The 22,925-nt window shown below is 39.7% G+C and carries 22 protein-coding genes; 7 read left to right on the top strand and 15 right to left on the bottom strand.

Annotation, left to right across the window (positions count from 1 at the left end):
* Window positions 1-2: 2 nt before the first annotated feature.
* Window positions 3-560: a dTDP-4-dehydrorhamnose 3,5-epimerase gene (gene rfbC / locus ACTCIM_RS09460; protein WP_472315241.1), complete on the bottom strand. Its 558-nt coding sequence runs from the start codon at window positions 558-560 to the stop codon at window positions 3-5.
* A 19-nt stretch (window positions 561-579) separates the two neighbouring features.
* On the opposite strand from rfbC, the gene bioF reads away from it, so the two are divergent.
* The 3 genes from bioF to ACTCIM_RS09445 are packed head-to-tail and all read left to right on the top strand — an operon-like array spanning window position 580 to window position 3,078.
* Entirely contained in the window at window positions 580-1,752 is a 1,173-nt protein-coding gene (gene bioF, locus ACTCIM_RS09455) for an 8-amino-7-oxononanoate synthase (RefSeq protein ID WP_035260482.1), read from the top strand.
* A complete protein-coding gene (locus tag ACTCIM_RS09450; RefSeq protein WP_029968604.1) occupies window positions 1,746-2,369 on the top strand; it encodes a hypothetical protein in 624 nt (207 codons plus the stop codon). The genes bioF and ACTCIM_RS09450 overlap by 7 nt, the downstream gene beginning before the upstream one ends.
* The gene (locus ACTCIM_RS09445) at window positions 2,332-3,078 is read left to right on the top strand and encodes a methyltransferase domain-containing protein (RefSeq protein WP_472315238.1); all 747 of its coding nucleotides are present in this window, start codon (window positions 2,332-2,334) and stop codon (window positions 3,076-3,078) included. The genes ACTCIM_RS09450 and ACTCIM_RS09445 overlap by 38 nt, the downstream gene beginning before the upstream one ends.
* On the opposite strand, the gene ACTCIM_RS09440 is transcribed toward ACTCIM_RS09445, so the two are convergent.
* Genes ACTCIM_RS09440 through ACTCIM_RS09405 form a run of 8 tightly spaced genes read right to left on the bottom strand, consistent with a single transcriptional unit; the run spans window position 3,075 to window position 11,554 of the window.
* Window positions 3,075-3,986: a dihydroorotate dehydrogenase gene (locus ACTCIM_RS09440; protein WP_029968610.1), complete on the bottom strand. Its 912-nt coding sequence runs from the start codon at window positions 3,984-3,986 to the stop codon at window positions 3,075-3,077. The genes ACTCIM_RS09445 and ACTCIM_RS09440 overlap by 4 nt on opposite strands.
* The gene (locus ACTCIM_RS09435) at window positions 3,986-4,750 is read right to left on the bottom strand and encodes an iron-sulfur cluster-binding protein (protein ID WP_029968611.1); all 765 of its coding nucleotides are present in this window, start codon (window positions 4,748-4,750) and stop codon (window positions 3,986-3,988) included. The genes ACTCIM_RS09440 and ACTCIM_RS09435 overlap by 1 nt, the downstream gene beginning before the upstream one ends.
* Window positions 4,747-6,330, bottom strand: coding sequence for an AAA family ATPase (locus ACTCIM_RS09430; protein WP_472315235.1), 1,584 nt, complete (start codon window positions 6,328-6,330; stop codon window positions 4,747-4,749). Before ACTCIM_RS09430 ends, ACTCIM_RS09435 begins: the two co-directional genes overlap by 4 nt.
* Window positions 6,323-7,939, bottom strand: a complete 1,617-nt coding sequence (locus ACTCIM_RS09425; protein ID WP_472315233.1) for a glycosyltransferase family protein — start codon at window positions 7,937-7,939, stop codon at window positions 6,323-6,325. Before ACTCIM_RS09425 ends, ACTCIM_RS09430 begins: the two co-directional genes overlap by 8 nt.
* Complete coding sequence (locus ACTCIM_RS09420; protein ID WP_029968618.1) at window positions 7,936-8,754, bottom strand: ABC transporter permease subunit; 819 nt, start codon at window positions 8,752-8,754, stop codon at window positions 7,936-7,938. The genes ACTCIM_RS09425 and ACTCIM_RS09420 overlap by 4 nt, the downstream gene beginning before the upstream one ends.
* Window positions 8,755-8,757: 3 nt before the next feature.
* Window positions 8,758-9,729 carry an ABC transporter permease gene (locus tag ACTCIM_RS09415; protein ID WP_029968627.1) on the bottom strand — a complete coding sequence of 324 codons (972 nt, stop codon included), beginning with the start codon at window positions 9,727-9,729 and terminating at the stop codon, window positions 8,758-8,760.
* A complete protein-coding gene (gene lgt / locus ACTCIM_RS09410) occupies window positions 9,722-10,558 on the bottom strand; it encodes a prolipoprotein diacylglyceryl transferase (RefSeq protein WP_472315231.1) in 837 nt (278 codons plus the stop codon). The genes ACTCIM_RS09415 and lgt overlap by 8 nt, the downstream gene beginning before the upstream one ends.
* Window positions 10,559-11,554, bottom strand: a complete 996-nt coding sequence (locus tag ACTCIM_RS09405) for an NAD(P)H-dependent glycerol-3-phosphate dehydrogenase (RefSeq protein WP_472315320.1) — start codon at window positions 11,552-11,554, stop codon at window positions 10,559-10,561. It lies immediately after the preceding gene.
* 287 nt (window positions 11,555-11,841) lie between these two features.
* Here ACTCIM_RS09405 and ACTCIM_RS09400 point away from each other — a divergent pair, with 287 nt between their 5' ends.
* From ACTCIM_RS09400 to ACTCIM_RS09385, 4 genes are all read left to right on the top strand, one after another.
* On the top strand, window positions 11,842-13,050 hold the full coding sequence (locus ACTCIM_RS09400) for a flagellar assembly protein T N-terminal domain-containing protein (protein ID WP_472315229.1): 1,209 nt from the start codon (window positions 11,842-11,844) through the stop codon (window positions 13,048-13,050).
* Window positions 13,051-13,069: 19 nt separating this feature from the next.
* Complete coding sequence (locus ACTCIM_RS09395; protein WP_472315226.1) at window positions 13,070-14,173, top strand: DUF6340 family protein; 1,104 nt, start codon at window positions 13,070-13,072, stop codon at window positions 14,171-14,173.
* 130 nt (window positions 14,174-14,303) lie between these two features.
* Entirely contained in the window at window positions 14,304-14,831 is a 528-nt protein-coding gene (locus ACTCIM_RS09390; RefSeq protein ID WP_472315222.1) for a hypothetical protein, read from the top strand.
* Window positions 14,832-14,846: 15 nt separating this feature from the next.
* Window positions 14,847-15,341, top strand: coding sequence for a hypothetical protein (locus ACTCIM_RS09385; protein WP_472315219.1), 495 nt, complete (start codon window positions 14,847-14,849; stop codon window positions 15,339-15,341).
* Window positions 15,342-15,357: 16 nt separating this feature from the next.
* On the opposite strand, the gene ACTCIM_RS09380 is transcribed toward ACTCIM_RS09385, so the two are convergent.
* The 6 genes from ACTCIM_RS09380 to ACTCIM_RS09355 form a co-directional block, all read right to left on the bottom strand.
* Window positions 15,358-16,113 (bottom strand): hypothetical protein, encoded by a 756-nt coding sequence (locus ACTCIM_RS09380; protein WP_472315217.1) that lies wholly within the window; start codon window positions 16,111-16,113, stop codon window positions 15,358-15,360.
* 95 nt (window positions 16,114-16,208) lie between these two features.
* The gene (locus ACTCIM_RS09375) at window positions 16,209-16,952 is read right to left on the bottom strand and encodes a hypothetical protein (RefSeq protein ID WP_464279158.1); all 744 of its coding nucleotides are present in this window, start codon (window positions 16,950-16,952) and stop codon (window positions 16,209-16,211) included.
* A gap of 139 nt (window positions 16,953-17,091) precedes the next feature.
* Entirely contained in the window at window positions 17,092-18,963 is a 1,872-nt protein-coding gene (locus ACTCIM_RS09370) for a DUF6055 domain-containing protein (protein ID WP_472315214.1), read from the bottom strand.
* Window positions 18,964-18,979: 16 nt separating this feature from the next.
* Entirely contained in the window at window positions 18,980-19,342 is a 363-nt protein-coding gene (locus ACTCIM_RS09365) for a hypothetical protein (RefSeq protein WP_472315212.1), read from the bottom strand.
* 185 nt (window positions 19,343-19,527) lie between these two features.
* The gene (locus ACTCIM_RS09360; protein ID WP_464279155.1) at window positions 19,528-20,040 is read right to left on the bottom strand and encodes a hypothetical protein; all 513 of its coding nucleotides are present in this window, start codon (window positions 20,038-20,040) and stop codon (window positions 19,528-19,530) included.
* Between the two features lie 11 nt (window positions 20,041-20,051).
* Window positions 20,052-22,904, bottom strand: a complete 2,853-nt coding sequence (locus ACTCIM_RS09355) for a DEAD/DEAH box helicase (protein ID WP_472315210.1) — start codon at window positions 22,902-22,904, stop codon at window positions 20,052-20,054.
* Window positions 22,905-22,925: the final 21 nt, after the last annotated feature.

Raw genomic sequence — 22,925 nt, 5'->3', positions numbered from 1 at the left:
GTCTACTCCTCAAAAACAAAAGGACTCTCAAAGTCTTTAAACAAAGGTAAGTTTTTATCCTTATCTGAAACAATTACCTCTTCTCTAGGCCAGTCTATCTTCAAGTCTGGGTCTTGGTAGTAAAGACCTCGTTCATGCTCTGGTGAATAAAACTCATCCACCTTATACATAAAGTCTGTATGGTCTTCTAGCACCAGGTAACCATGGGCAAATCCCCTGGGAATAAGCAGCTGCTCGCCTGAACCTGCCTTTAATTCAAAAGAAAAGTACTTACCAAAAGTAGGAGAGCCTTTACGCAAGTCCACAGCCACATCCAAAACCCTGCCCCTGCTCACCCAGACCAGCTTGGCCTGGGCTCTAGGAGGAACCTGAAAGTGAAGCCCGCGTAACACGCCCTTTTGCCTGGAATAGGCATGATTGTCCTGGACAAAATTATAGTCTAACTTTAAGCTAGCAAAACGATTCTGGTTGTAGGTTTCCATAAAAAAACCGCGCTTATCCTCAAATACTTTTAATTTAAGAATAAACAAGCCCGGAAAAGGGGTTTCAATTAACTGCATGTATCACTCCTAAAAAATTATGACTAAAAATTGGTTAAACTATTTCCAAGACATACTAGAAAAGCAAAAAAAAGCCAACCTCTTTAGAGAGCTAAAGGACTTTAAGCAGGGACAGGACTTATACCTGCAAATACAAAATAAAAAACTTCTCAATCTGGCTTCCAACAATTACCTGGGCCTGCACAAACACCCCCTTTTAAAGCAAAAAAGCCAGGAATTACTGGACACTTACGGCACCACTGCTGGAGCTTCTCCTCTGGTAAGTGGAAGATTTCAGGAAGTTTTAGAACTGGAAAACACTCTGGCCAGATTCAAAAAAACAGAAAAAAGCCTTATCTTTACCTCTGGTTATACTGCCAATCTAGGCATTTTAAGCAGTTTAGCCGATTCCAGGACCATTGTTTTTAGCGACAAACTAAATCACGCCAGCATTGTTGATGGCATACTCCTTTCTAGAGCTAAATTGGTGCGCTATAGACATCTGGATATGGAGCATCTTGCCTGGTCCCTGGAAAAATACAAAGACCACCCGCGTAAAATCATTGTAAGCGATAGTATTTTTAGTATGGATGGAGACATAGCTCCTTTAAACACTCTGGTTCAGTTAAAAAAAGAGTATGCTGCCCTGCTTATGTTAGACGAAGCCCATGCTACAGGCATTTTTGGCAGGGGAAGGGGGCTGGCTCACCACCTAAAATTAGAGCAAGAAGTGGATATTCACATGGGTACCTTTAGCAAGGCTCTGGCTTCTCTGGGAGGGTATGTTTGTGCCTCTAAGCCCATTGTCTCCTTTTTAATCAACAAAGCCAGGTCCTTTATCTACTCTACTTTTTTGCCTCCAGCAGTAATTGGCGCCAATCTGGCAGTACTAAACCTTTTGGAACAAAATCCCGGGCTGGGAGAAAAGTTACTTAGTCTAGCCCATAACTTAAGAAGATTTTTGCAAGAACTTGGTTTTGATACAGGTAATTCTTCCACCCAGATTATTCCTGTTATCCTCAAAGACCCGGAAAAAACCCTGAGGGCCCAAAAATTCTTGGAAGAAAAAAATATTTTTGTCCCGGCCATAAGGCCTCCCACTGTGCCAGAAAACACCTCCCGGTTGAGGATTAGTTTGCGTTTAGACTTGCAGGACAGGGAAATGGAGCAAATCCAGGAAGCCTTTAAGGAATTAAAAAAAGTACTATGTTAACTTTTATCTCTGGTTGGGCTGGTTGGCCCAACCTCTATCCTTTAATCAGCCAGAAGGGAAACTTTGTAGTGCCTTTTGAAGACCTCTGGCCCCGGGATTTTCCTCAATTCTTCCAACAGAACCAGTTCCACCTCCTGATTGCCTGGTCCACAGGGGCACATCTGTGTTTAAAATACTTAAAAGCAATCAAGAGTGAGTACCTTTTTTTAATTGCACCCTTTAAAGACTTTAGCCAACATATCTCTCCTCTCTGGCTTCAAAAAACAAAGCAAAATCTTCTCCAAAACCCCTCTTTTACTTTACACAAGTTTTATAAGCGCATTGGCGTGAATTTAAACTTTTCACCCACCCCCAGCCAGGTAGAGAACTTAGCAAAAGGGCTTAATTTTTTATTAACCTCCAGACTAACAGAGCTTTCTAAACCCCAGAACATAAAGCACCTATATTTACTCTATGGTCAAAGGGACAAACTCATTTCAGCAGAGGAAATAACCAGGCTAGCTGCTGAACTTGAACTAGGCCAGGGAGAGGTGATTTTGCTTGACCAGGGACACTTTTTACCGCAAGAACAACTCCTCCATGTACTTGAAGAAAAAACAAATTGCTGCTGCTTTTAACCGCCAGGCCCATAAATACCCCCAGGAGGTTAAAATTCAGGCCCAGGTGGCCCAAAAGTGCCTTGAGGTTGTACCTCCAGGAAACTATCCCCTGGTCTTAGAAATAGGGGCAGGGGGAGGGATTTTAACCTGCCTTATACCTCAAAAAATTAAGTATTCTCAGCTTGTTGTTTTAGACTTAGCAAAAGAAATGCTAAAACTCTGCCCTCTGGGTATAAAAATCCTGGCAGATGGGGAGCATTTGCCCTTTAAAAGAGCTTCCTTTGACCTGGTACTTAGTGCTTCTACTTTTCAGTGGTATGAAGAAGGACCAAGGGCCTTGCTCAACACCCTGGGGTTGTTGAAAAAAGGAGGATTTTTTTCCTTTGCCTTTTTTGTGCAAGGGACTTTAAAGGAGATAGCCAAAGCCAGTCAGGAAAGCGGTTTTGGCTCTGTTTATCCCTTGCCCGCAAGCAAACCTTTTTTAGACTTTCTTACTCAGGCAAAGATAAAATTTTCTGCCCAGGAAGAAGAAAGCAAAATCTATTTTCCAGGTGTAAAGGATATTCTCTATCACTTAAAAAACACAGGCACTTCTTACACCCCAGACAAAAAGGCGGTCTCTCCTTCTCGGCTAAAAAAGTTTTTTCACTTTTATGCTAAGCACTTTCAGGCAGAAAAGGGATTTTTTCTAACCTACAAGACCCTTTATCTGTGGGGCAAAATCTAAACTTCCAGCTTACCTATCCATTCCTGAAAAGATTTAATCCCCAATTTCTTCATTTTTAAGGGCAATTCTTCCACCAATCTAAACAGAGTATCTGGCCGCATAAAATTGGCCGTACCCACCTGCACAGCACTTGCTCCTACCAGCATAAACTCCAGGACATCCTCTACCTTGCTTATACCTCCAATCCCCACTACAGGAACGGAAACCACCCGGCAAACTTCATAGACCATCTTTAAGGCCACAGGTTTAATCGCCGGGCCCGAAAGCCCGCCAAAGACATTTTTTAAACAGGGTTTACGGCGATAGATATCCACCGCCATACCTCCCAGGGTGTTGATTAGAGAAATCACATCTGCTCCAGCTTCTTCCACAGCCAAAGCAATTTCTTTAATGTCAGTAACATTGGGGCTTAATTTTACCATTACTGGCTTGCTAACGACCTTTTTTACTGCCCGGGTAAGCTCTGCTGCCAGTAAGGGATTCTGGCCAAACAAAACCCCACCTTTTTTTACATTGGGGCAAGAAATGTTTAACTCTAAAGCAGCCACCTTTTCTGCTTTATCTAAAATCCTGGCCAATTCCACAAACTCTTCCCCACTCTGGGCATACATATTGACAATTACTGGGGTTTCTTCAGGGAGCAAAGGTAGCTTTTCTTCCAGAAACTTTTCCACGCCTATATTCTGCAAACCTATGGCATTGAGCATGCCACAGGGAGTCTCCACAATCCTAGGTGGGGGATTGCCTTCCCTGGGTTTAAGGGAAATGCCTTTTACTATAATCCCTCCCAAGGTTTTCAAGTCTCCATAAGGAGCAAACTCCAGGCCATAACCAAAGGTTCCTGAGGCAGAAATAAGGGGATTTTTCAGGTTTAAACTACTTAAGTTTACTCTTAAATCAACGCTCATTACAACTCCAACTCCTCTGCTTTAAATACCGGACCCTTTGTACAGGTCTGAACCAACCCCTGCCTGGTCTTAGCCACACAGCCAAGACAGGCTCCCACACCACAAGCCATTCTATTTTCTAAAGAAAGATATCCTTGGGCTTTACTCTCCATTAAATATTTATGCACTACCTTTAAAAAGGGATGTGGCCCACAGGCAAAAATTTTACCCTTGCCAGCATACTGCCAGATACTCTCCCTTAGCTCTTCTTCAAATAAAAGCAGTTCTTCTTCACTTTCCTGCCTCGAGGCCCTTTTTTCTACCTTATCTGAAATATCCTGCCAGGGATAAACCTCCAGGGGAAGCCTATGACCAAAGAGGAGTTTCAACCTTTCTGGGTGAGGATGCTGTTTACAAAGGGCAATAAAAGGAGCAATGCCCATTCCTCCACAAAGAAGTAAGGCCCTATCAGCCACAGGAAATCCCTGTCCCAGGGGCCCCCAGCAGGTGACCTTGTCTCCTGGTCGCAAGGCCAGAAGCAAATTGGTCCCTTTTCCCACTACCTGAAAAAATATCTGCAAATACTCAGAGTTAAGGTCGCAAATGGAAAAAGGCCTAGGCCATAAGGGGTCATATCCCCACAACTTGGGCCTGAGCATTACAAACTGCCCTGGCGTAAAGGGCAAATTTAAGGGCTCTAAAAACAAATGGGCTACTGGAGAGCCCGGGATTGGTCTAACTTCCAACACCTCTAATTCTTTACACAACAAACCTTCTTGAATCATCTTTTCCTCTTTTGCCATAAATTTAAGGCCAGCAACTCGCCTTCTTTACCACCTCCAGCCATTCGAGCTAATTCCTTTTTTATCTCCTCTTCCTGCTTAAGTAGCTGACAACCAATCCTGGTTGTATTTTCCTCTATCTTTTTCTCCACTTTAAAGTGCCTATCTGCCAGAACAGCCAACTGAGGCCAGTGTGTAATTAAGATAATTTGCTGGGTGCTGGCTAATAATTTTATCTTTTCTCCTACTTTAACTAAAGTAAGGCCACCAATTCCCGTATCCACTTCATCAAAAATAAGTGTACCCTTCTCGCCTCCCTGTAAAATCATTATCACCAGTAAAAGTCTGGAAAGTTCTCCACCAGAGGCAATTTGATTTAAAGGTCTGGGTTCTTGCCCGGGGTTGGGTTGCCAGAGCAATTTCAACCTTACCTCTTCCAGCTCGCCAAACCAAAAATAAGAGTCCCGGGCAAAATACAAACTAAGTTCAGCAGAAAACCCTAATTCCTTGAGTTCTTTTTCTAAAATGGCTTTTATTTCCCGGGATTTGTTCAACCTGAGTTCATTAATCTGAGTAAGTACTCTGGCAAGTTCTTGCTTGACCTCTTCCTCTCTAAGCTCCAGTTCTTTTAAAAGCAACTTACTCTCATCTAAAAAAGACAGGTTTTTCTCTATCTCGCTTTTTAAAGCTAAAATATCCTGTAAAGAGCCTTTAAACTTACGCTTTAAAGAAGCCAGCTCATACAGTCTGGCCTCTATCTTATCTATCTCACTTAAGGGCACCAATTCCAGTTTTCTTAATTTTAATTCCAGTTCTTCCAGAAAATAAAAAAAATCCTGGGCCTTTTCCAGGTCAGGAGCAAATTCATCCAGATTAGATAGCTCCCCTAAAGCCTCAAGCACTGCCTTAAATTCTTTATATAAATTGCCTTCTCCCAGTAAAGAGAGTAAAAATTCTACCTTTTCCTGGATGTTTTTTTCTTTTTTAATTTGTTCTATTCTGGCCAAAAGTTCCTCTTCTTCTCCAGGCAAAGGATTTACCTTTTCTATTTCCTCTTTTTGATACTCTAAGTAGTCTTTTTTTTGCTCCAGTTCTTTTATTTTATTTAAAATAGTTTCCTTTTCCTCTTTTATTGCTTCTAATTTTTTGAGCAACCTTTCCTTTTTAGCCAGAATCTCTTCACCTAAAAAGGAATCTACCAGAGTTGTGGCAAAGCCAGGTTTTAAAAGTTTTTGTTGGGCATGTTGCGTAGCTGAAAGTAAAAATTTTTTACTAAGTTCTTCTATTTTAACACTGGAAACCAGTTGGTCATTTATATAAAAACGGCTTCTTTTGGGTAAGTATTCCCGGCGTAAAATATATTCCTCTTCTTCCAGGACAAACACACCTTCTAACCAGGCCTTTTCAGCCCCCAAACGCACCTCTTTGTGCTGCCAATTGCCTCCCAAAAGACCGCTTATGGCATTTACCACCAGGGACTTGCCCGCCCCTGTCTCACCCGTAAAAACATTTAAGCCAGAATGAAACTCCAACTCCAGGTCTTCAATGAGAGCAAAGTTTTTTATCCTCAACAACTCAAGCATATCTTCCTCCTGGGACCAATCTGGCAATACCCCTTTTACCTTTTACTCTCAACCAAAACTCTTGCTCCTTTTTCTGTTCCCTGGCCTTTTGCCAGGCCAAAAGAAACTCTTCCCTGGCCTCCTGGATTCTAAAATTTTTCAAGTTGGTCTCAGCCAAATCCAATCCCAGGCGCCAGTCCTCTGGATGCAGCAAACTTAACTGGCTTTCCAGCTGCAGCAACTTATCTTCTACTCCCTTTTGTTCTCTTAAAAGAGTTTTTAATAATTTTAAAGCCTCTTCATCTGCAGGATTGTTTAAAAGCAAAAGATACAAACACTCTGCTGCAGAACGAGGAAGGTGTTTATTGGGGTCAAATAAAAAACCAATTCTAAATTTTTGTTTTCTTCTAATGAGCTCTTTAGCCCAAAATAAAATCATGTCTCTAATCTTTTTAGGAATATCCTTATACAAAGAATTGCTTTTTACATATCTAACTATAAACTTTCTAGCCAGTTCACGATTTTTCCAGAACAAGGCAGCAAAAGAGGCACAAAGATTTAGTTCCCAATTCTCCTCATATAAGCCTTTTTTAAGTAAATAATACAATATTTCTTCCAGCTTGTTTCTATACTGCAAATTTAGTTCTAAAAGGCAGCAATATATTTGCGCATTTTTATAACCTGCCAGCAAGATATTTTCTAAATCTTTGTCTTCTTCAGGAAAGTTATTGTTCTCTTTTAAAAGGAAAAAACTAGCTATCACCCTTGACTTTTCTTCTACTGCTAAAGTTTTCTTCACTTCCAAATTTTGAGTAAGAGCAAGTAGTTTTTGCACCCTGGCTGGAGCCAGGTGGTTTGCCCTTAACTTTTCCCACCCTCTTCTAGCAATTAGGCTGGCTTCCTGCGGGTGATTTAAAAAATAATGTAATTTTTCTTTTAATTCTAACCCATCTCTATATTCTACATATTCTTTTTCAGGTTCAAAAAACTCTCTTAAATCTTCCTTTAAACCTGGTGAAAACAACAAGCATCCACAGGAAAGGGCTTCAAAGGTTCTAAAATTTATCTCTCCAGCTATGGCTTCATTAACCACTATTTTAGTCTGCTGGTAAAAATTTAGCATTTGTGTAAAGGGAAGTTCCTGATGCACAAAATGAGAACTAAATTCTTTTTTTAAAAAATCCACCAAGACCTTACGCAGGGTACGATACTCATTTACTCTTCCTGCAAAACCAATACTATGTTTTCTACTTTCCCAGGCATTCCAGTTAAGAGGTAAGCCATACCACATCAAACAATCACTGCTAATATTTTCTTTCTTAAAAAGGGATACAAAGGAAGGCTGGGTAGTTAATAAGAGGTCAAAATTTTTGCCGTAAATTTTATGCCAAAAAAAGTTTAAATGGGTATCAATGGACCAAAAAACTTTTTTACAATAAAATTCACTAAGTCCAAACAATAGGGTTCTGGGGCCTAAATTTTCCTGTTGAAAAATTAAATCAGGATTAAACTCTTTAACGTCTCTTATTTTGCTCAAATCCACAATGCCACCAGACAAATCTAAGTTCTTTACCTGGCAAGTATCCGGGAAATAGGGCGCAAGAGTGGAATTGATAGTTAGAATTCTCATTTATTTTCTTTTTTTCTAGGGTCTAAAATATCTCTCAGGGCCTCACCCAAAAGATTATACCCAAGGACAGTAAGTAAAATCATAAGTCCGGGGAAAATAGAAAGCCAGGGCGCAATTTCCAAAACTCCCTTTCCTTCCATAAGCATATTGCCCCAGCTGGGTATAGGGGGTTGAACTCCAATTCCCAAAAAACTCAGACCTGCTTCCACTAAAATAGCTGAGGCCACGCCCAGGGTAGCAGATACTAAAATAGGGGCAATGCCGTTGGGGAAAATATGGACGAATAAAATTCGGAGCAAGGAAGCTCCATTTAAATAAGCAGCCAGGACAAACTCCCTTTTCCTTAAACTAAGGGTTTCTGCCCGCATGAGTCTGGCCACTCCCATCCAGGAAGTAAGGCCTATGACCACCATAATATTGAACAGACTGGGTTCTAAAAAGGCAATCACCGCTAAAATAAGAAAAAAAGAAGGAAAACAAAGCATTATATCCACAAAGCGCATAATTATTTCATCTACCCATCCGCCCAAATAACCAGCTAAAAGTCCCAAAACAACGCCAATACCCACAGAAATACCCACAGCCACAAAACCCACCCACAAGGACACCCTGGCCCCATAAACCAGGCGAGAAAACACATCCCTGCCCAGAGCATCTGTACCCAGAAGGTGCTCCCAGGACGGCGGTTGCAATAACTGGTCTACATTGATTTGAAAAGGGTCATAGGGGGCTAAGTAAGGCGCAAACAGGGCCAGAGCCGTGGAAAACAAAACCAGAATAAGCCCCAGAAAAAGAAAAATTTTGGTCCTTTTCATCTCTTACCTTCTAGTCCGCGGGTCTACCAACATATAACCGATATCAGCCAGCAAATTTCCCAGTAAGGTAAGCAAAGCACCCAAAACCAGGTTTCCCAAAATAAGAGGATAGTCCCTGGCCATTACTGCCTGATAAAAAAGCTGTCCCAAACCAGGCAGGGCAAAAATGGATTCAATAATTACACTTCCTCCAATAAGCCCAGGGATAGAAAGGCCCAAAAGGGTTACCACGGGTAAAAGGGCATTTTTTAAACCGTGTTTAAAAACCACCTGCCAGTAGGAAAGCCCCTTAGCCCTGGCCAGTAAAATAAAATCCTGCCCCAAAATCTCCAGCAAACTGGCTCGCATATACCTGGATAGACCAGCCAGACCAGTAAAAACAAAGATAAACACCGGCAAGGCCAGGTGCCTGGCCAGATCTAAAAGTTTAGCACTAAAGCTCATCTGTTCAAAGTTAAGAGAGGTAAGGCCAGAAATGGGGAAAATGGGCCAATAAATTCCCAACCACAACATCAAAAGCAACGCCAGCCAAAAGCCAGGAATGGAAAATCCCAGGAAGACAAATACCGTCATACTCTTATCAAACCAGCTATCAGGATAAACAGCTGAAAAAATCCCTATGGGTAGAGCCAAAAGAAAAATCAAAAAAAGGGAAATGGAGTTTAGAGCCAGGGTTACAGGCAACCTTTCCTTTATCTTTTCCCAGACTGGACGATGATCTCCACTTAAAGAATTGCCAAAATCCAGGCGTACAATCCTTTTAAGCCAGTTAAGATACTGTACTCCTAAAGGCTTATCCAGGCCATAAAGCTTGGTTAGTCTTTCTTTGGCCAGAGAATCTGCCTTAGGGTTTAAAGTGGTCTGTAAATCTGTAGGTGAGCCAGGAGTCAGGTGTATTACCCAAAAACTTATCACTGTAATACCCAAAAAAGTCAAAATTAGGGAAAGTAATTTGCCAACAATTCTCTTAAACATTTTTCCTGCGTAAAAGATAAATACTTAAACCCAGCCCCATTCCCACCATACCCAGACAAAAAACCTGACCTAAAGAAAAAGGTCCCCAGACCAAACCCAGTTGAGGATCTGGCTCTCTAAAAAACTCAATAACAAACCTTACCCCTCCATACCCCAAAAGATAAAAACCAAGCAGTGTACCTGCAGGAAAAGGTTTCTTTCTAAGCCACCAGAGAAGAAGAAACAAAAAAACACCTTCTCCCAGGGCTTCGTACAGTTGCGAAGGGTGGCGCAACACCAGGGGATCTGCAGGAAAATACATGCCCCACTTTACACTTGTAGGACGACCATAAAGCTCGCCATTGAAAAAATTGCCCAGGCGCCCAAAAGTATATCCCAGGGGCACAGCCGGGACAAAAAGATCACTTAGTTTTAAAAAAGAAACCCTTTTCTTTTTACAAAAAAATAAAGTAACCAGGATAAGACCTAGTAATCCACCATGATAAGACATCCCGGAAATGCCGGTATAAATAAAGTGTCCCTTTTCCCAAACAAAGGGTAAAAAAATCTGGGCTGGATGCTTGCTAAAGTAAGGAAAATCATAAAAAAGCACATAGCCCAGTCGACCACCCAGAATAGCGCCTAAAATGGCCCAGGTAAAAAAATCATCCACCAGATTAAGAGGCAAATCCACTTCCTTTTTTTGCAAACGCCAGCGCACCAAAAAATAAATCAGGGAAAAGGCAACTACATACATCAAGCTATAATAACGCAGGGGAAAGTTGCCAATCCGAAATATTTCAGGCCTGACCAAAGAAGGCAGATGTTGCCAGAAGTTCCAGAAATCCATCTATTCTTCCTTTAATTCCCGTAGCATCAACTTAGATACTGCTTCCCTGGGATCCTTTCCTTCATATAAGATGGCATACACCTGAGAGGTAATGGGCAAATCCACGCCAATTTTCTGGGCCAGCTTATACACTGCCTCTGTGGTTTTTACCCCTTCTGCCACCATGCGCATGGAATCAATAATCTCCTTTAACTTTTCTCCCTTTCCCAAACGCAAGCCCACCTGACGATTGCGGCTTAAATCCCCAGTACAGGTTAAGACCAGATCCCCCATACCAGAAAGCCCCATAAAAGTCCTTTCCCTGGCTCCCAGCGCTACTCCCAACCTGCTCATCTCAGCTAATCCTCTGGTAATCAGGGCAGCTCTAGCATCATGACCAAAACCAAGGCCATCAGCAATCCCTGCAGCCAAGGCCATCACATTTTTTAAAGCTCCTCCCAGTTCCACTCCCAAGTAATCAGAATTATAATAGACCCTAAAATAGTTATTGGAAAAAATGCGTTGAATTCTTTTGCCTATCTGCTCATTAGCGCAACCCAGGCTAACTGCAGTGGGTAATTTTAAACTTACTTCTTTGGCAAAAGAAGGACCTGATAAAATGGCATATACAGGCTTTTTTTCAGCCAGGCTTTCTTCAATCACTTTAGATAAAGGGCTTAAACTGGCAATTTCTATTCCCTTACTGGCGCAAATAATTGTGGGAGACATGGGAAAAAGGTCTTTTACCTGGATTAAAGTCTGCCTGATAAACTGTGTAGGTACCACTACTAGGTAATAATCTTTATATCTGACCACTTCTTTTAAATCACTACTCACCTTTAAGTTATCATTAAGCCTTATTCCTGGTAAATACCAGCTATTTTCCCTTTTCTCTTTTATCTCGTCTACCAGATCTGGCTCCCGCACCCAGAGTTCAACTTCCAGATCTTGTTTTTCAGCTAACATATTGGCTAAAGTAGTACCCCAACTACCTCCACCCAATACACCTATCTTGATTCTCACCCTAAAGACCTCCTTTTAGGCTCTTAAACTATAAGAGAAAAATTTACCCAAAATATCTGAAAGTGCCAAGCTTTTCTTGCTGTCTTTTAGAATTTACTACTTTTTGCAAAAACCAACTCAGCTTCTAAAATTTAAAGTAAGGACTTTAAAAACCTGATTTAATACTCTACTACCTAAAAGAAAAAAAGAAGAGGATAAAATTTAAAAATAAAATCAATTGCCAAAAAGATATTTTTTAGCTAAAAAAAATAAACTAAAAATTATAAAAAGGAGAAAGGGTTATGAGGAGAAAATTTTTTATCTTTTTATCGCTTATTAGTCTAGGATTATTACTTTTTATCCCCAACTCAAGTAGTGCAGCCAAAGAAGTAATTACCACTGGCATGGCCCCGCTATTAGGCAATCAAGCTCAAGCCAGGAATCAAGCCTTAAGTCAGGCCCTGCGCAATGCTGTAGAGCAAGGAGTGGGTACGCTTATTGATTCCAATACCATGGTGCAAAACTATCAATTAATCTCCGATAAAATCTATTCCCAGGCCTCTGGTTATGTAACCAACTATCAAATCCTTTCTGAAGGCTTAAGCCCTGATGGGCAAATGTATAATGTAACCATTAAAGCCAGCGTTTCTACCGAAAGTATAAAAAACGACCTCAGGGCTATTGGAATCTTAAAACAACAAGTGGGTAATCCTAGATTCATGGCTATTTATCTACCTCAAACCAAATCCAGTGCCTATAGACATTCCAGGGCAGTAGTAGCAGCTGAGCAGGCTATCAACGGAGTCTTTGCCCGCAAAGGATTTGTGGTCTTAGACCGCATGTTTGTAGATAATGTTTATAATGAAATAGAACAAGCTGGACGCATTGATATAGACATGGACGACCTTTCTGCTCTGGCCCTCAAGTATAGAGCAGACTTGCTCTTGGTCTATGATGTACATGTGGGAGTAAAGCAAGGTGGACAGAGTAAGTATTTTGGTGGCGTAATGGTAGAAATAGATTTAAGAGCAGTAGCTCCAGCAACTGCTGATCTTATTGCCCAAAAACATGGAGATGTTTATGTACGAACAGCAAAAATGGCTGGCAACTATTATGAAGACATGATGGCAGCCCAAGCAGCAGATAAGGTAGGAAAGGCTGTTGCTGAAGCCCTGGTGGGCGATGTTTTAGCCTATTTTGAACGCCAGGTACACGGTGGAGCTCGTTTTGATATCTGGTTTAGAAACTTTAGTGAAGGAGAGACCTATACCATTTATGACATTTTACAAAATATCCCAGGGGTTAAAGATATCAATGTACGTCAACAATCCCCGGGTAATTTCCAGGTAGATGTCAATTATCAAGGCAAAAAATTCGATTTCCAGCGCCAACTCTACCAAACTATGCAACAAAGAGGCATTGCCTTTGAAACTCAACAGGCCAAAGGTAATCGTTTCCTCTTCTTTAAAGCAGGGACCAACAATCCTTTTGGAGAAGTAAACTTACAATAACCTAAAAAGGGGTTTTAAAATGCAAAAAGGATTAACCATACTTTTGGGCTTACTTTTAAGTACTCTTGTCTTTTCCTGTGCACCTAAGATGAAACTCACGGCCATAAAACCAGCTGAAGTCAGTATGCCCGGAGTAAGGACACTGGCCATATTGCCTTTTAGAGGGCAATATGGAGATCTGGTAAGGGATGAATTTTATTCCAAATTAGATGATGTTAAACACTTTACCCTGCAAGACCTTCGTTACAATGAAGCTCTGGATAAAATTCAGTGGGAACAAATGGACGACCCCAGATTTATGCCTGAATTTGCAGGAATTAAGGCAGATGCAGCCATTGCCGGGCAGGTGATTCATCAAATTAAAGATATAAGAGGAGCAGACCAGGTCAAAATGCAGGAAGGAACAGGCCAGTATCGCAAGGTAAAAAGAAAAAATATCTTTACGGGTAAAAATGAATGGGTAGAAGAAGAGATTATGCGTACAGTCTTAAAACCTGTCCCTTACATTGTACGCACTGCCTCTCTTACTGCTTCCATTAAGGTGTTTGACTTAAAAACCAGAAAAATCCTGGCCACCAAACAGGTTACCGAAAGCTTCAAACAAAAATATGGAGGCAAAGAAGGAAATGACTCCTTAAGCTGCCTCTTTGGAGCCAAAACCATAGAAGACCTACCCACGCCAGAGGAAACTCTAAGCAGCCTAGCTGAAAAGGTTGCTACACGCCTGGTAGCCAAAATTGCTCCCACCAAATACACCATGGAAGTAGCCCTGGATACAGGCGGCTCCAGTGATGTAAGTAAGGGAGTTAAACTGGCCAAAAAAGGAGACTGGGAAGGAGCCATGGAAATGTGGCAAATGGCCCTAGAAAAAGATCCTTACTCCGGGCCTGCCCTCTATAATATGGGAGTAGCTTATGAAGCCAGAGGGGATCTAAACAGCCTTATTCAAGCCAGGAACTATTATTTAAAGGCCATTAAGGCCAATTCCAAGGACATGTATATAGAAGCCAAGGTAAGGATAAACAAAAAGATAAGAGACATGCAAAAACTAGAACAACAACAAAGACTGCTAAACCAAACTCCGGAAAGAAAGTCTACTTCTGGAGAAGTTCAGGTCTATTAAAATAACCTGCTTATACTTACAAGGGCGCTTTTAAAAAAGCGCCCTTACTCAATCTGAGCTAAAAGGATATCTAAAATTTATTTAGCTATCTAAAAATTAAAAAATTCTTGATTAGAGGAGGACTATAAGCATGGGAAGAGCGGTTTATTTTTATGCAATAGATAAAGAACTTAACGCATTGTTACAATTTACACAGGATACAGGGTTGTTAGCTCTTCCCCCCTTTGTCCCCACTGATGAATATGACCTGGGAGACCTGAAAGCTGTACCTCCTGTACAGTTTAAAGATGCAGAGGGAGGTACTATATATTTAGTTCCCAAAGATATTCCTGTAGTAGAGGTGTTTTATAAACCTACGATTGACCCTTCTGAATCATATATATTGCCTCATGTATCACCCGTCATAGAGTTTGGGCTATCCACCCACGAAGAAAATACAGTATATCAAAATCGTATCTATATCTGTGCTCCCTTATATGAATTATACTCAAAACCTGTTTATAATGCATATAATAGAATTGCTAGATACATAAAAAAGTGGCCTAAAGCAGGGAAGGCATATATTGCACCTGAAACTTACAAACTTGCCCGCAATAAAAAGAGATCGAACTATCTGGCATCTCTCTGGAATAAATTTTTCTATTATTTCTTTTATTAAAAGAGGTATCTACATATGCAATGGTTGAATTATTTTGCAATAGGTCAAGACTACGAAGATTTACTACAATTTGTACAGGATATTGACTTGTTGGCGATACCAAAAGTTCTTACTACTGAAGACTATAACCGAGGCAAACAGGAAGCTGTACCACCTATAAAATTTCAACTAAAACCAGGAGAAGAAGTGTTTTATTTGATTCCCAAAAGTGTTCCTCTAACTGAAGGTCTTTACACTCCTATGAAATACAAGCCTGCTTTATCCTATTTATTACCTCATCAATCACCGGTTATAGAACTTGGCAAATGTCAATGTAATGGTAAAAAAGTATACAGCAGTGAAATATCTATTCTTTTCCCTGAAAATGAACACTATTCAAACGCTATTTATAAGGCATTTAATAAAATTCATGAATATGTACAAAAATGGCCGCAAGCAGAATATACATATATTGGACCAGAAACCTATAAACTTGTTCAGAATAAAGAAATTGAAATCATTAGGATTTAAAAATGATTATCAATCTTTAGCCTCTTTTCATTAAATAAATCCCATAAACAATAAAAAAAATTGTCAAAGCTATTAAAATATATGGATTTACATATATTAAACTCTCCAGTTGCTTTTTAGGAACAGAAATCCTGGGGTTATCTTCTAAATACAATATTTCCATTTCATCTCCTTTATTAAAAGAATCATATACAGACTCAACAACTGATATTGTTGTCATCTCCAAAAAACCCATACTAGGAATAGAACTTAGCATCACCATTACAGAAACCATCCCGTTATCTTTATCTATACTCTTGACAGTAGCATCAACTGTTTTACCATCCTTATTATAAAGAGACTTCAAAGCATCAATCATGATATAAAAATTGTCTTCAAAATCTTTTGAAGAAATAATCGTTTCATAAGGATCAGCTGGCAAGTAAATAATTTTAATTAAATCTCCTTTTTTTATTCCTGAAATTGTCTTCTGGCTTGCTTTAAAAGATGCTTCTACAAATTTAAAATTAGTCTTTTTCTCCTTTTTACCTTTAAAAAATCCAATATCAAAATAATAATCAGTTTTCCTTATAAAGGAATATCTTGGACTCTTTGCAATAGTCCAAATACCCCATGGCTTTGATTGATGGCTTATATATTTTCTAAGTATTCGGGCCTTACTGGCAATCCCCTTTTTCTTAAACTCATCTATCCTATAGGACTGCCAGGCCAGTCCACCAGACAAAATAGCAAAAATTATTAAAATAACTCCTGCTAGTTCTCCCCCTTTCATTTTGCACAATCTCAACTTACATATTGTTAAAGTTATAAAAGACCAAAGTACCTAATCCCCTTACTCTTACCAACCGCACTTAAACACTTAAGGATTTAAAAGCCCATAATACCACAATCCACATTTATATAAACTTGATTTTCTTTAATTTCTGGGCTTTTACTAACTGTAACCAGGCAAGAAGTTTCTCCCTTAAAATAACCATAAGTATTTTTAAAGACATTCCTCTCATCAGCCTTAAAACCATTTTCCAGCATATAGGTTTTCACTTTATCTACAAACCTATCTTCTACAATGGCAAACGTGTTATACCCTGTTATCCTGGTTTCACTTTCTTTTGTATTCCAGGCAAAACTAGTTATTTTAAGATTTTCAAAGGAAAGGCCAGTTTTTTGAGGCAAAGCAAGCATAAACTGCCGCAGTTCTTTAAATTTGAGTCCATAATACCCTCTTACAAACTTAGCTTCTTTTCCCTGATAATAAAAACAAAGTTTTTCACCCAAAACTTCTCCTTTTACAAAGGCAAGCTTTTCTTTTCTTAAGGTAATATTTTTATATATCTCCTTTTTACCTCCTAAAGGAGAAAGTATTAAATCTTTACCTTCAAGCCTGCATTCTGCTATCTGATAAAAATCCCCATCTAAATAAGACCTAAAGACACATCCTCCATCTTCTCCAAGGTCAAAAGATATGGCATCTGCCTCATAACCAGATTCCTTTATCCAGTCACCCAATACTTCATCCAGGTGGATACTATTTTGCTGAGAAGCAGCCTGAACATCTAAAATTAAGCCTCCAAGCAAGAACCATAAAAAAAATACCCTGAGAAAAAGCTTCATAAATATATACCTCATTATTCTATTTTTTATATCTATGCCTTTTAGTTTTTTCTCATTTTTTAGCAAAATAAGTTTTATATTTCTCTTATCTTATTTATTTTTATTTTTCAATATTTTTAACCTCCTTTTTTATCAAAACTTAGAAGATAAAATTGAAAAATAAATCATCTTTCTTTAACTTAAGCACCCCATTGATTTTCAAAGAAGCACCTCTCCATCTGCCCTGCTTATTAATAACAATAACCTTTTTATCTTTTTTTACAACATCTTCTATTTCAACAGGGCCAACACTTTTCGTCATCTTTTCTGTTTCCTTATTATCTCCTAAAATAGTAGTTAAAGTATAGGGCATTTCATTTAAATAAAGATTTATTTTGTACTTTAGTTCATCCTTGCCTGGCACTTTCATGCCTAAAGATTTAGCCTGGTTAAAACCCTGCGTAGTTAATTGTTGTAAACTTTCCAGCTGATTTTGTAGTTTTTTAAACTCCTCTTCCATTCCTGCAGGTACATTTTCAGGCATTTTATCCATATCCTGAGCCTGTTCTTCTTGCCCTGCCTCTACACTTAAAGTAATAGTTGATTTTGTTTCTTTGCTCTCCAGACTATCTCCTTCCCATCTATCCACAACATACCCACTTAGCTGAGTACTACCTTTTAAAGCTACGCCTACCACACTTTGTCCACCTTCAGATTCACCCTGCAAACTATAGGAAAATCCGCCTGTAGGAACTAGTTTGTTTAAAGATTTTGTTTTTTCCTTCTTCTTTGGATCCGTAAACAACACGCTTAAATTAATCTTTTCCTTTTGCTGAGCATTTAACCACATACTGGCCACAGGATGTTTCCACTGCCCATCCCCTTCCTTGGTCAAGGTTATATCCAAATCCAATTTAGCCTCACAGCCATAGGGATAGAGTCCATATAAAACATCTACAGCTACAAATGACCTATCAAAAGAGGGATTAGCAAAAATAAAAACAATTTCCTCTAAGTCTTCCTCTTTTAAGTCAAAACAATAACTCTTTTCAGACACTCCCTGCAAATCTTCCACCACTTCTTCTTTATCTTTTATCTTGACAATAGACCATAATAACATATTATAATATTCAATATGTATTGGAAATCTAAAATATATAGATCTTCCTTTATCTTTATCTAAAATCAAAAATCTTACTATAGTTATACCTAAGGGATTTATATGTTTGAGGTCAACTATATCTATGCCTAGTGCAGTATAGGTATCCATTATCTCTGGTACAACAGAGAGATATTTACCAGGTTTATTTCCATCACGAAATTCTTGTACTGGTAATTGATTGTATAACCAAAGGGAGTATTTTTTAAAGGCCTTTTCAAATCCAACCTGTCCCCCTAAATTTGCCAGCCAAGTTTCTTCTAAGGATTTGTGTTCACAGTCCTGCCAAATTTTACCAATAATCTGAGCTCCATAATTTTGTTGTAAAAATAAAGGCCAAACATAGGCGCCATATTCCAAATGACCATTTTTAAATTTCAACCCTTTTTCCAGGTGATTAAAGTACCAAGGCAAGTAATGATGCTCAATGTCATAATCAGGATAAATATAATCTTCACACCAGGTAGCAGTGGATTCTTTCCACCAACTACCAATATTTATATTGATATTATATTGTAAGGCATGAAACAATTCATGAACTACTGAATTTTGAGTCTCTTTTTTATTTTGCCCTTTGTTAATAATGAGTTTGGCATAAGTCTTTTTATTGCTAACCGGTCCAGGCACAGCCATTCCCATGCAGTTTAAAGGTTCCAGGTAGATATCCAGCTTACCGTCATTGCCAACAGCCCCATTATCACTTTTAACTTCTCTACCCATTAAAGCCACTTCTTTTTCCCAGGCCCTATCTTCATTAAAAGTATCCAGGATCCAGCTGACCTGCTGCCTCTCTCCTTCGTCATTTCTATCATACCAGATACGCACCTTACCATTAGCTGTATCTAAAAAGGACAGGTTCTGCGCATAAGCCAACCTTGGTCCCAACCAGCTACCTTTTTTTCTGCTGCTGGCGAAAATACCTGGGGTCCTGGGAATCCACGAAAAAAGGCTCTAATTTTTCCTTTGTTTCTTTAGAAAGGGAATCCCAGTTTCTTCTGACCTCTACCATAATGGAAGAGCCTGAAGGTATAATCACCTCAGAACGATATTCAGCAGGAAGCCTTTCCTGGTCAAACAGCGCATAGACCTGATAAACGAGCCCTGTTTCTTTATCCAGCTTGCCCTTAGCCACATCCTCTTGAATAAGGCTAACCGAAGAAACCCTGGCTTTTTTAGGCCCAGCACTTTCCTCTGCACATCCACCAATAAAAATTAAAAAACATATGCCCAGGATATAATAGAATTTTTTCATCTTCGCCTCCCAAGATAAAAAATAATAAAAACTTTAAAGCTTATTAAAGTGCTACTAAAAACCACTAAAAAGTCAAATGGAAGAAAAAGATTTCCACTCGGAAATGAAAGAAAGGTAATTAGGAAGAGAAATGTAAGACCAAAAGAAAAGGGTATGTAGCAAAAACCACATACCCTTTTTAAACTCTACTCTTTTGCTATCCAGTTACTTATTTTATTTTTTTCCTCTTTCCACCTCTCACTAAAACGCAGCTCCAAAAATTCTTTATAAAGTTCCCAAAAAAAGCCCAAACACTTTTCTATTAAATACATCTTTTCCAAAAACCTTCCCTCATCTCCTTCCCCTTCTTCCAGGCGCATCTCTATCTTGGGGGTTTTTAGTTGAGAGAAGGAAAAGTCCTCTCCCTTCACCTGCATCTGCCAGGTAAAGCTATCCTGTTCAAACCTGAGTTTGGCCTGGGTTACCTTTTTACCCCTTTTAAGCCCCTGTTTGGCTTCAGCCAGTTCAGACATTTCTCCTGAACAAATGGTTTTCTCCAGACTTTCTCCTTCTCCTCCTTCCACCACCACCTTGCCACTAAAATAAAGGGCAAAGCTTTCTCCTTCCAGGGTAAACAGTCCGGATTGTTCTTCGCTTTTAAACCACAGCCAGGTCAAAAATTCTTCACCCAAAGATTTTGCTATATTTGCTTTGTCCATGCAAACTCCTTTTATTCCCAGTAAACAGAAAATCTTACTACTTGTTTGGCCTTATTCTGAAAATATAAATACCCCTTTTCGCGCCCAAAAAGATAAAGCTCCCTGGTCAAATAGACATCCTGCTCACAGTATTTTTTAATTTTGTCCACTTCTCCCTGTTTCCACCACTCCAGGGCCAAAAGACCATGGGCACTTTTCTTGGCACCCAGGGTATGCCTGGCCAGATTATCCAAACTAATTCTATAACCTAAAACCTTTTTCACTTCCTGTAAAATATCCAAGGTAGGCAACTTAGACCAGGGCTTGTCCAGAACACCCCTTAAGACCTGATAGTCAAAGGCAAACACATTAAAACCTATTACCAGTTCCACCTGAGTGAGCAAACGCCAGAAATCACCTATCTCTTCCTGTTCAAAACTTATAAATTCATCCCGGGCTGAAAAATAAGCCACCAGCACACTTACTCCCATTTTACTTGCCCTGGACCAACCTCCCACTTCCTGGGCTGAGCGTCTGGTCTCTACATCAAAGACCACAAAATTTTGCACTCTCTTGACTTTTTTTAAATGGTTCCGAGGTTTCTTTGCTTTTTGTTGTACTATATTGAACTCGCCTTTAAGGTCAGCTAAATGTTCCAAAATCTTAAGCGTAGCTTGCTTATCTAGAGGCCTATTGCCTGAACCACACTTGGGAGATTGGATACACAAGGGGCATCCCCGAGAGCAATCACAACTGGCAAGAAGGTGTAAAGCCTTTTTAGTCAGAAAGGAAAACTCAGCAAAGGCCTGCTCTGTAAGTCCAGCCCCTCCTGGATGGGCATCATAAACAAATACTGCAGGACTCTGCAAACCAGGCTCATAGACCAGAGAAATCCCCCCAAAGTCATTGCGATCACTTAAGACCAAAAGGGGCAAAAGACCTATTAATAAATGCTCTAAGCCGTGAATGCCTCCCATAAAGTGTAGTTTTTGGGCTTCAATCTGTTCTTTTAGGGTAGAAGGAATGGTCAACCAAAAACCTTCTGTAGAAAAGATTAAGGGCGGCAGGTCCAGTTCTACCCTTCCCATAAGTGCAGAATTATAATTTAAACGCTTTTCATACCCTATTACTTCTTCCCTTATTCTTAACTTGCCCCAGAAAAGAGAAAACTCCCCTAGTTTTTTTTGTTTTTCTACTTCCAAAATGGAAATTTCTTTGTGGGTTAAGGCCCGAGTATAGTAAGAAACTTCCTGGGCTTTTAAAAAAACCATCTTTTTTTCTTCATCTATCTTCAATACCAGATAGGATTTACCCAGATGCACATACACTGCTCCAGGATGAGCTTCTTTGTAAACTCTATAACCATCTATATCACCAAGCCAATTATTGTTTTGGTCAAAAAGATTATAGTTGGAACTGGTACCACGCAAACTAACTTTTCTGGCCACCCTTTTTTCACTGCTAATAAAACTATCTTCCCTGGTCTTAAGCACTCTGCCTTCTTGCCAGAGTTCATTTAAAACAGACTGAATAAACTCAGGCTGAGAAGCATATTCTTTGGAAGTCAATTCCCTTTCTTCCACCAGGCAGGGTAATTGCTGTTTTAAGACATAAGGATTAAAAGGATTTATTCTAATCTTTTCAGAAGTGCCATAGATAAGCTCTGTGGGATTTAAAAGAAAGTATTCATCCAGGGCATCTTCCAGACCAATAAAAAGCACCAGGCTGGGCTGTCCCTTTCTGCCAATTCTACCTATACGCTGCCAGGTAGACATAATGGAGCCAGGATATCCTAAAATTACGCACACATCCAGGTGCCCAATATCCACTCCCAGTTCCAGGGCACTGGTGGCCACCACTGTACTTATTTCTCCCTGAAAAAGCTTTTGTTCAATTTTCCTGCGTTGCTCTGGTCTATAGCCAGCGCGATAGGGCAAAATCTTTCTATTTCCCTTGCCCCATTTAAAAAGCAACTCGGTCATTCTCCTGGATTTGGTAAAGACAATAGTTCGCAAGTTTAATGCTTCTAACTGCTGGAGCAGGTAAAGCACCAATTTGGAAGCAGACCAAAAAGGTTTTAAAAAAACAAACCTTATCTCTCCTCTTTTTGCTCCACTCTGGTCAATTACTCTAGGTTTGATTTCAGCCAGGCTAAAAACCAGTTCTTCTGGATTGGCTATAGTGGCAGAGGAAAACACAAACTGAAGCCTGGTATCCAAAAAGGAACAAATCCGTTTTAACCTCCGAAAAACCCAGGCTAAATGCGAGCCAAAAATTCCTCTATAGGTATGAACCTCGTCCACAACCACAAATTTCAACTTTTTTAAAAAATCCACCCAGAGCTCAAAGTGAGGCAAGATTCCCAGGTGCAACATATCTGGATTGGTAACCAGAATATGCGGTGGATTACTTCTAATCCTGCTCCGTTTCCAGGCAGAGGTATCTCCGTCATAAAGTTCTACCTGCAACTGTAAACCCAATTCTTTCTTCCAGCTTTGCCAGACTCTCACCTGATCCTGAGCCAGGGCTTTTAAGGGGAAAATATAAAGTGCTCTTTGCTCTGGATTTTGCAGCCACTTTTGGAGCACAGGCAAGTTATATACCAGGGACTTGCCACTGGCAGTGGGAGTGGCCAAACAGATGTGCTCGCCCTTTAAAAGACCTTCTATCCCTTTTACCTGATGAGAATACAACTTAAGCTTTTGTTTTTCTAAAAAGGACTTAAGTACAGGCAGCAGTTCCTCTGGATAAGGGAGATAATCAGGTGCTTGTCCAGGCAAAGTGTGCTCATAAACCACCTGCCAGCCCAATTCCTCTTTTTTTAATTTATCTACCAAAAGGTCTAAGGAATTTGGAGTAAAAAGGGATAATTGTTTAAAAGACAAGATTAAAGGACCCTAAAAACA

This window comes from Desulfonauticus sp. (assembly GCF_055126295.1).
This window is presented reverse-complemented; position numbering and strand designations above follow the sequence as displayed.

Coding starts and splice junctions, on each gene's coding strand:
- ACTCIM_RS09440 (WP_029968610.1), bottom strand. CDS start 3,986: ATGAGCGTTGATTTAAGAGTAAACTTAAGTAGTTTAAACCTGAAAAAT.
- ACTCIM_RS09380 (WP_472315217.1), bottom strand. CDS start 16,113: ATGAAAGGGGGAGAACTAGCAGGAGTTATTTTAATAATTTTTGCTATT.
- ACTCIM_RS09390 (WP_472315222.1), top strand. CDS start 14,304: ATGGGAAGAGCGGTTTATTTTTATGCAATAGATAAAGAACTTAACGCA.
- lgt (WP_472315231.1), bottom strand. CDS start 10,558: ATGGATTTCTGGAACTTCTGGCAACATCTGCCTTCTTTGGTCAGGCCT.
- ACTCIM_RS09435 (WP_029968611.1), bottom strand. CDS start 4,750: ATGATTCAAGAAGGTTTGTTGTGTAAAGAATTAGAGGTGTTGGAAGTT.
- ACTCIM_RS09375 (WP_464279158.1), bottom strand. CDS start 16,952: ATGAAGCTTTTTCTCAGGGTATTTTTTTTATGGTTCTTGCTTGGAGGC.
- ACTCIM_RS09430 (WP_472315235.1), bottom strand. CDS start 6,330: ATGCTTGAGTTGTTGAGGATAAAAAACTTTGCTCTCATTGAAGACCTG.
- ACTCIM_RS09400 (WP_472315229.1), top strand. CDS start 11,842: ATGAGGAGAAAATTTTTTATCTTTTTATCGCTTATTAGTCTAGGATTA.
- ACTCIM_RS09420 (WP_029968618.1), bottom strand. CDS start 8,754: ATGAAAAGGACCAAAATTTTTCTTTTTCTGGGGCTTATTCTGGTTTTG.
- ACTCIM_RS09385 (WP_472315219.1), top strand. CDS start 14,847: ATGCAATGGTTGAATTATTTTGCAATAGGTCAAGACTACGAAGATTTA.
- rfbC (WP_472315241.1), bottom strand. CDS start 560: ATGCAGTTAATTGAAACCCCTTTTCCGGGCTTGTTTATTCTTAAATTA.
- ACTCIM_RS09450 (WP_029968604.1), top strand. CDS start 1,746: ATGTTAACTTTTATCTCTGGTTGGGCTGGTTGGCCCAACCTCTATCCT.
- ACTCIM_RS09365 (WP_472315212.1), bottom strand. CDS start 19,342: ATGAAAAAATTCTATTATATCCTGGGCATATGTTTTTTAATTTTTATT.
- ACTCIM_RS09425 (WP_472315233.1), bottom strand. CDS start 7,939: ATGAGAATTCTAACTATCAATTCCACTCTTGCGCCCTATTTCCCGGAT.
- ACTCIM_RS09415 (WP_029968627.1), bottom strand. CDS start 9,729: ATGTTTAAGAGAATTGTTGGCAAATTACTTTCCCTAATTTTGACTTTT.
- bioF (WP_035260482.1), top strand. CDS start 580: ATGACTAAAAATTGGTTAAACTATTTCCAAGACATACTAGAAAAGCAA.
- ACTCIM_RS09360 (WP_464279155.1), bottom strand. CDS start 20,040: ATGGACAAAGCAAATATAGCAAAATCTTTGGGTGAAGAATTTTTGACC.
- ACTCIM_RS09395 (WP_472315226.1), top strand. CDS start 13,070: ATGCAAAAAGGATTAACCATACTTTTGGGCTTACTTTTAAGTACTCTT.
- ACTCIM_RS09445 (WP_472315238.1), top strand. CDS start 2,332: ATGTACTTGAAGAAAAAACAAATTGCTGCTGCTTTTAACCGCCAGGCC.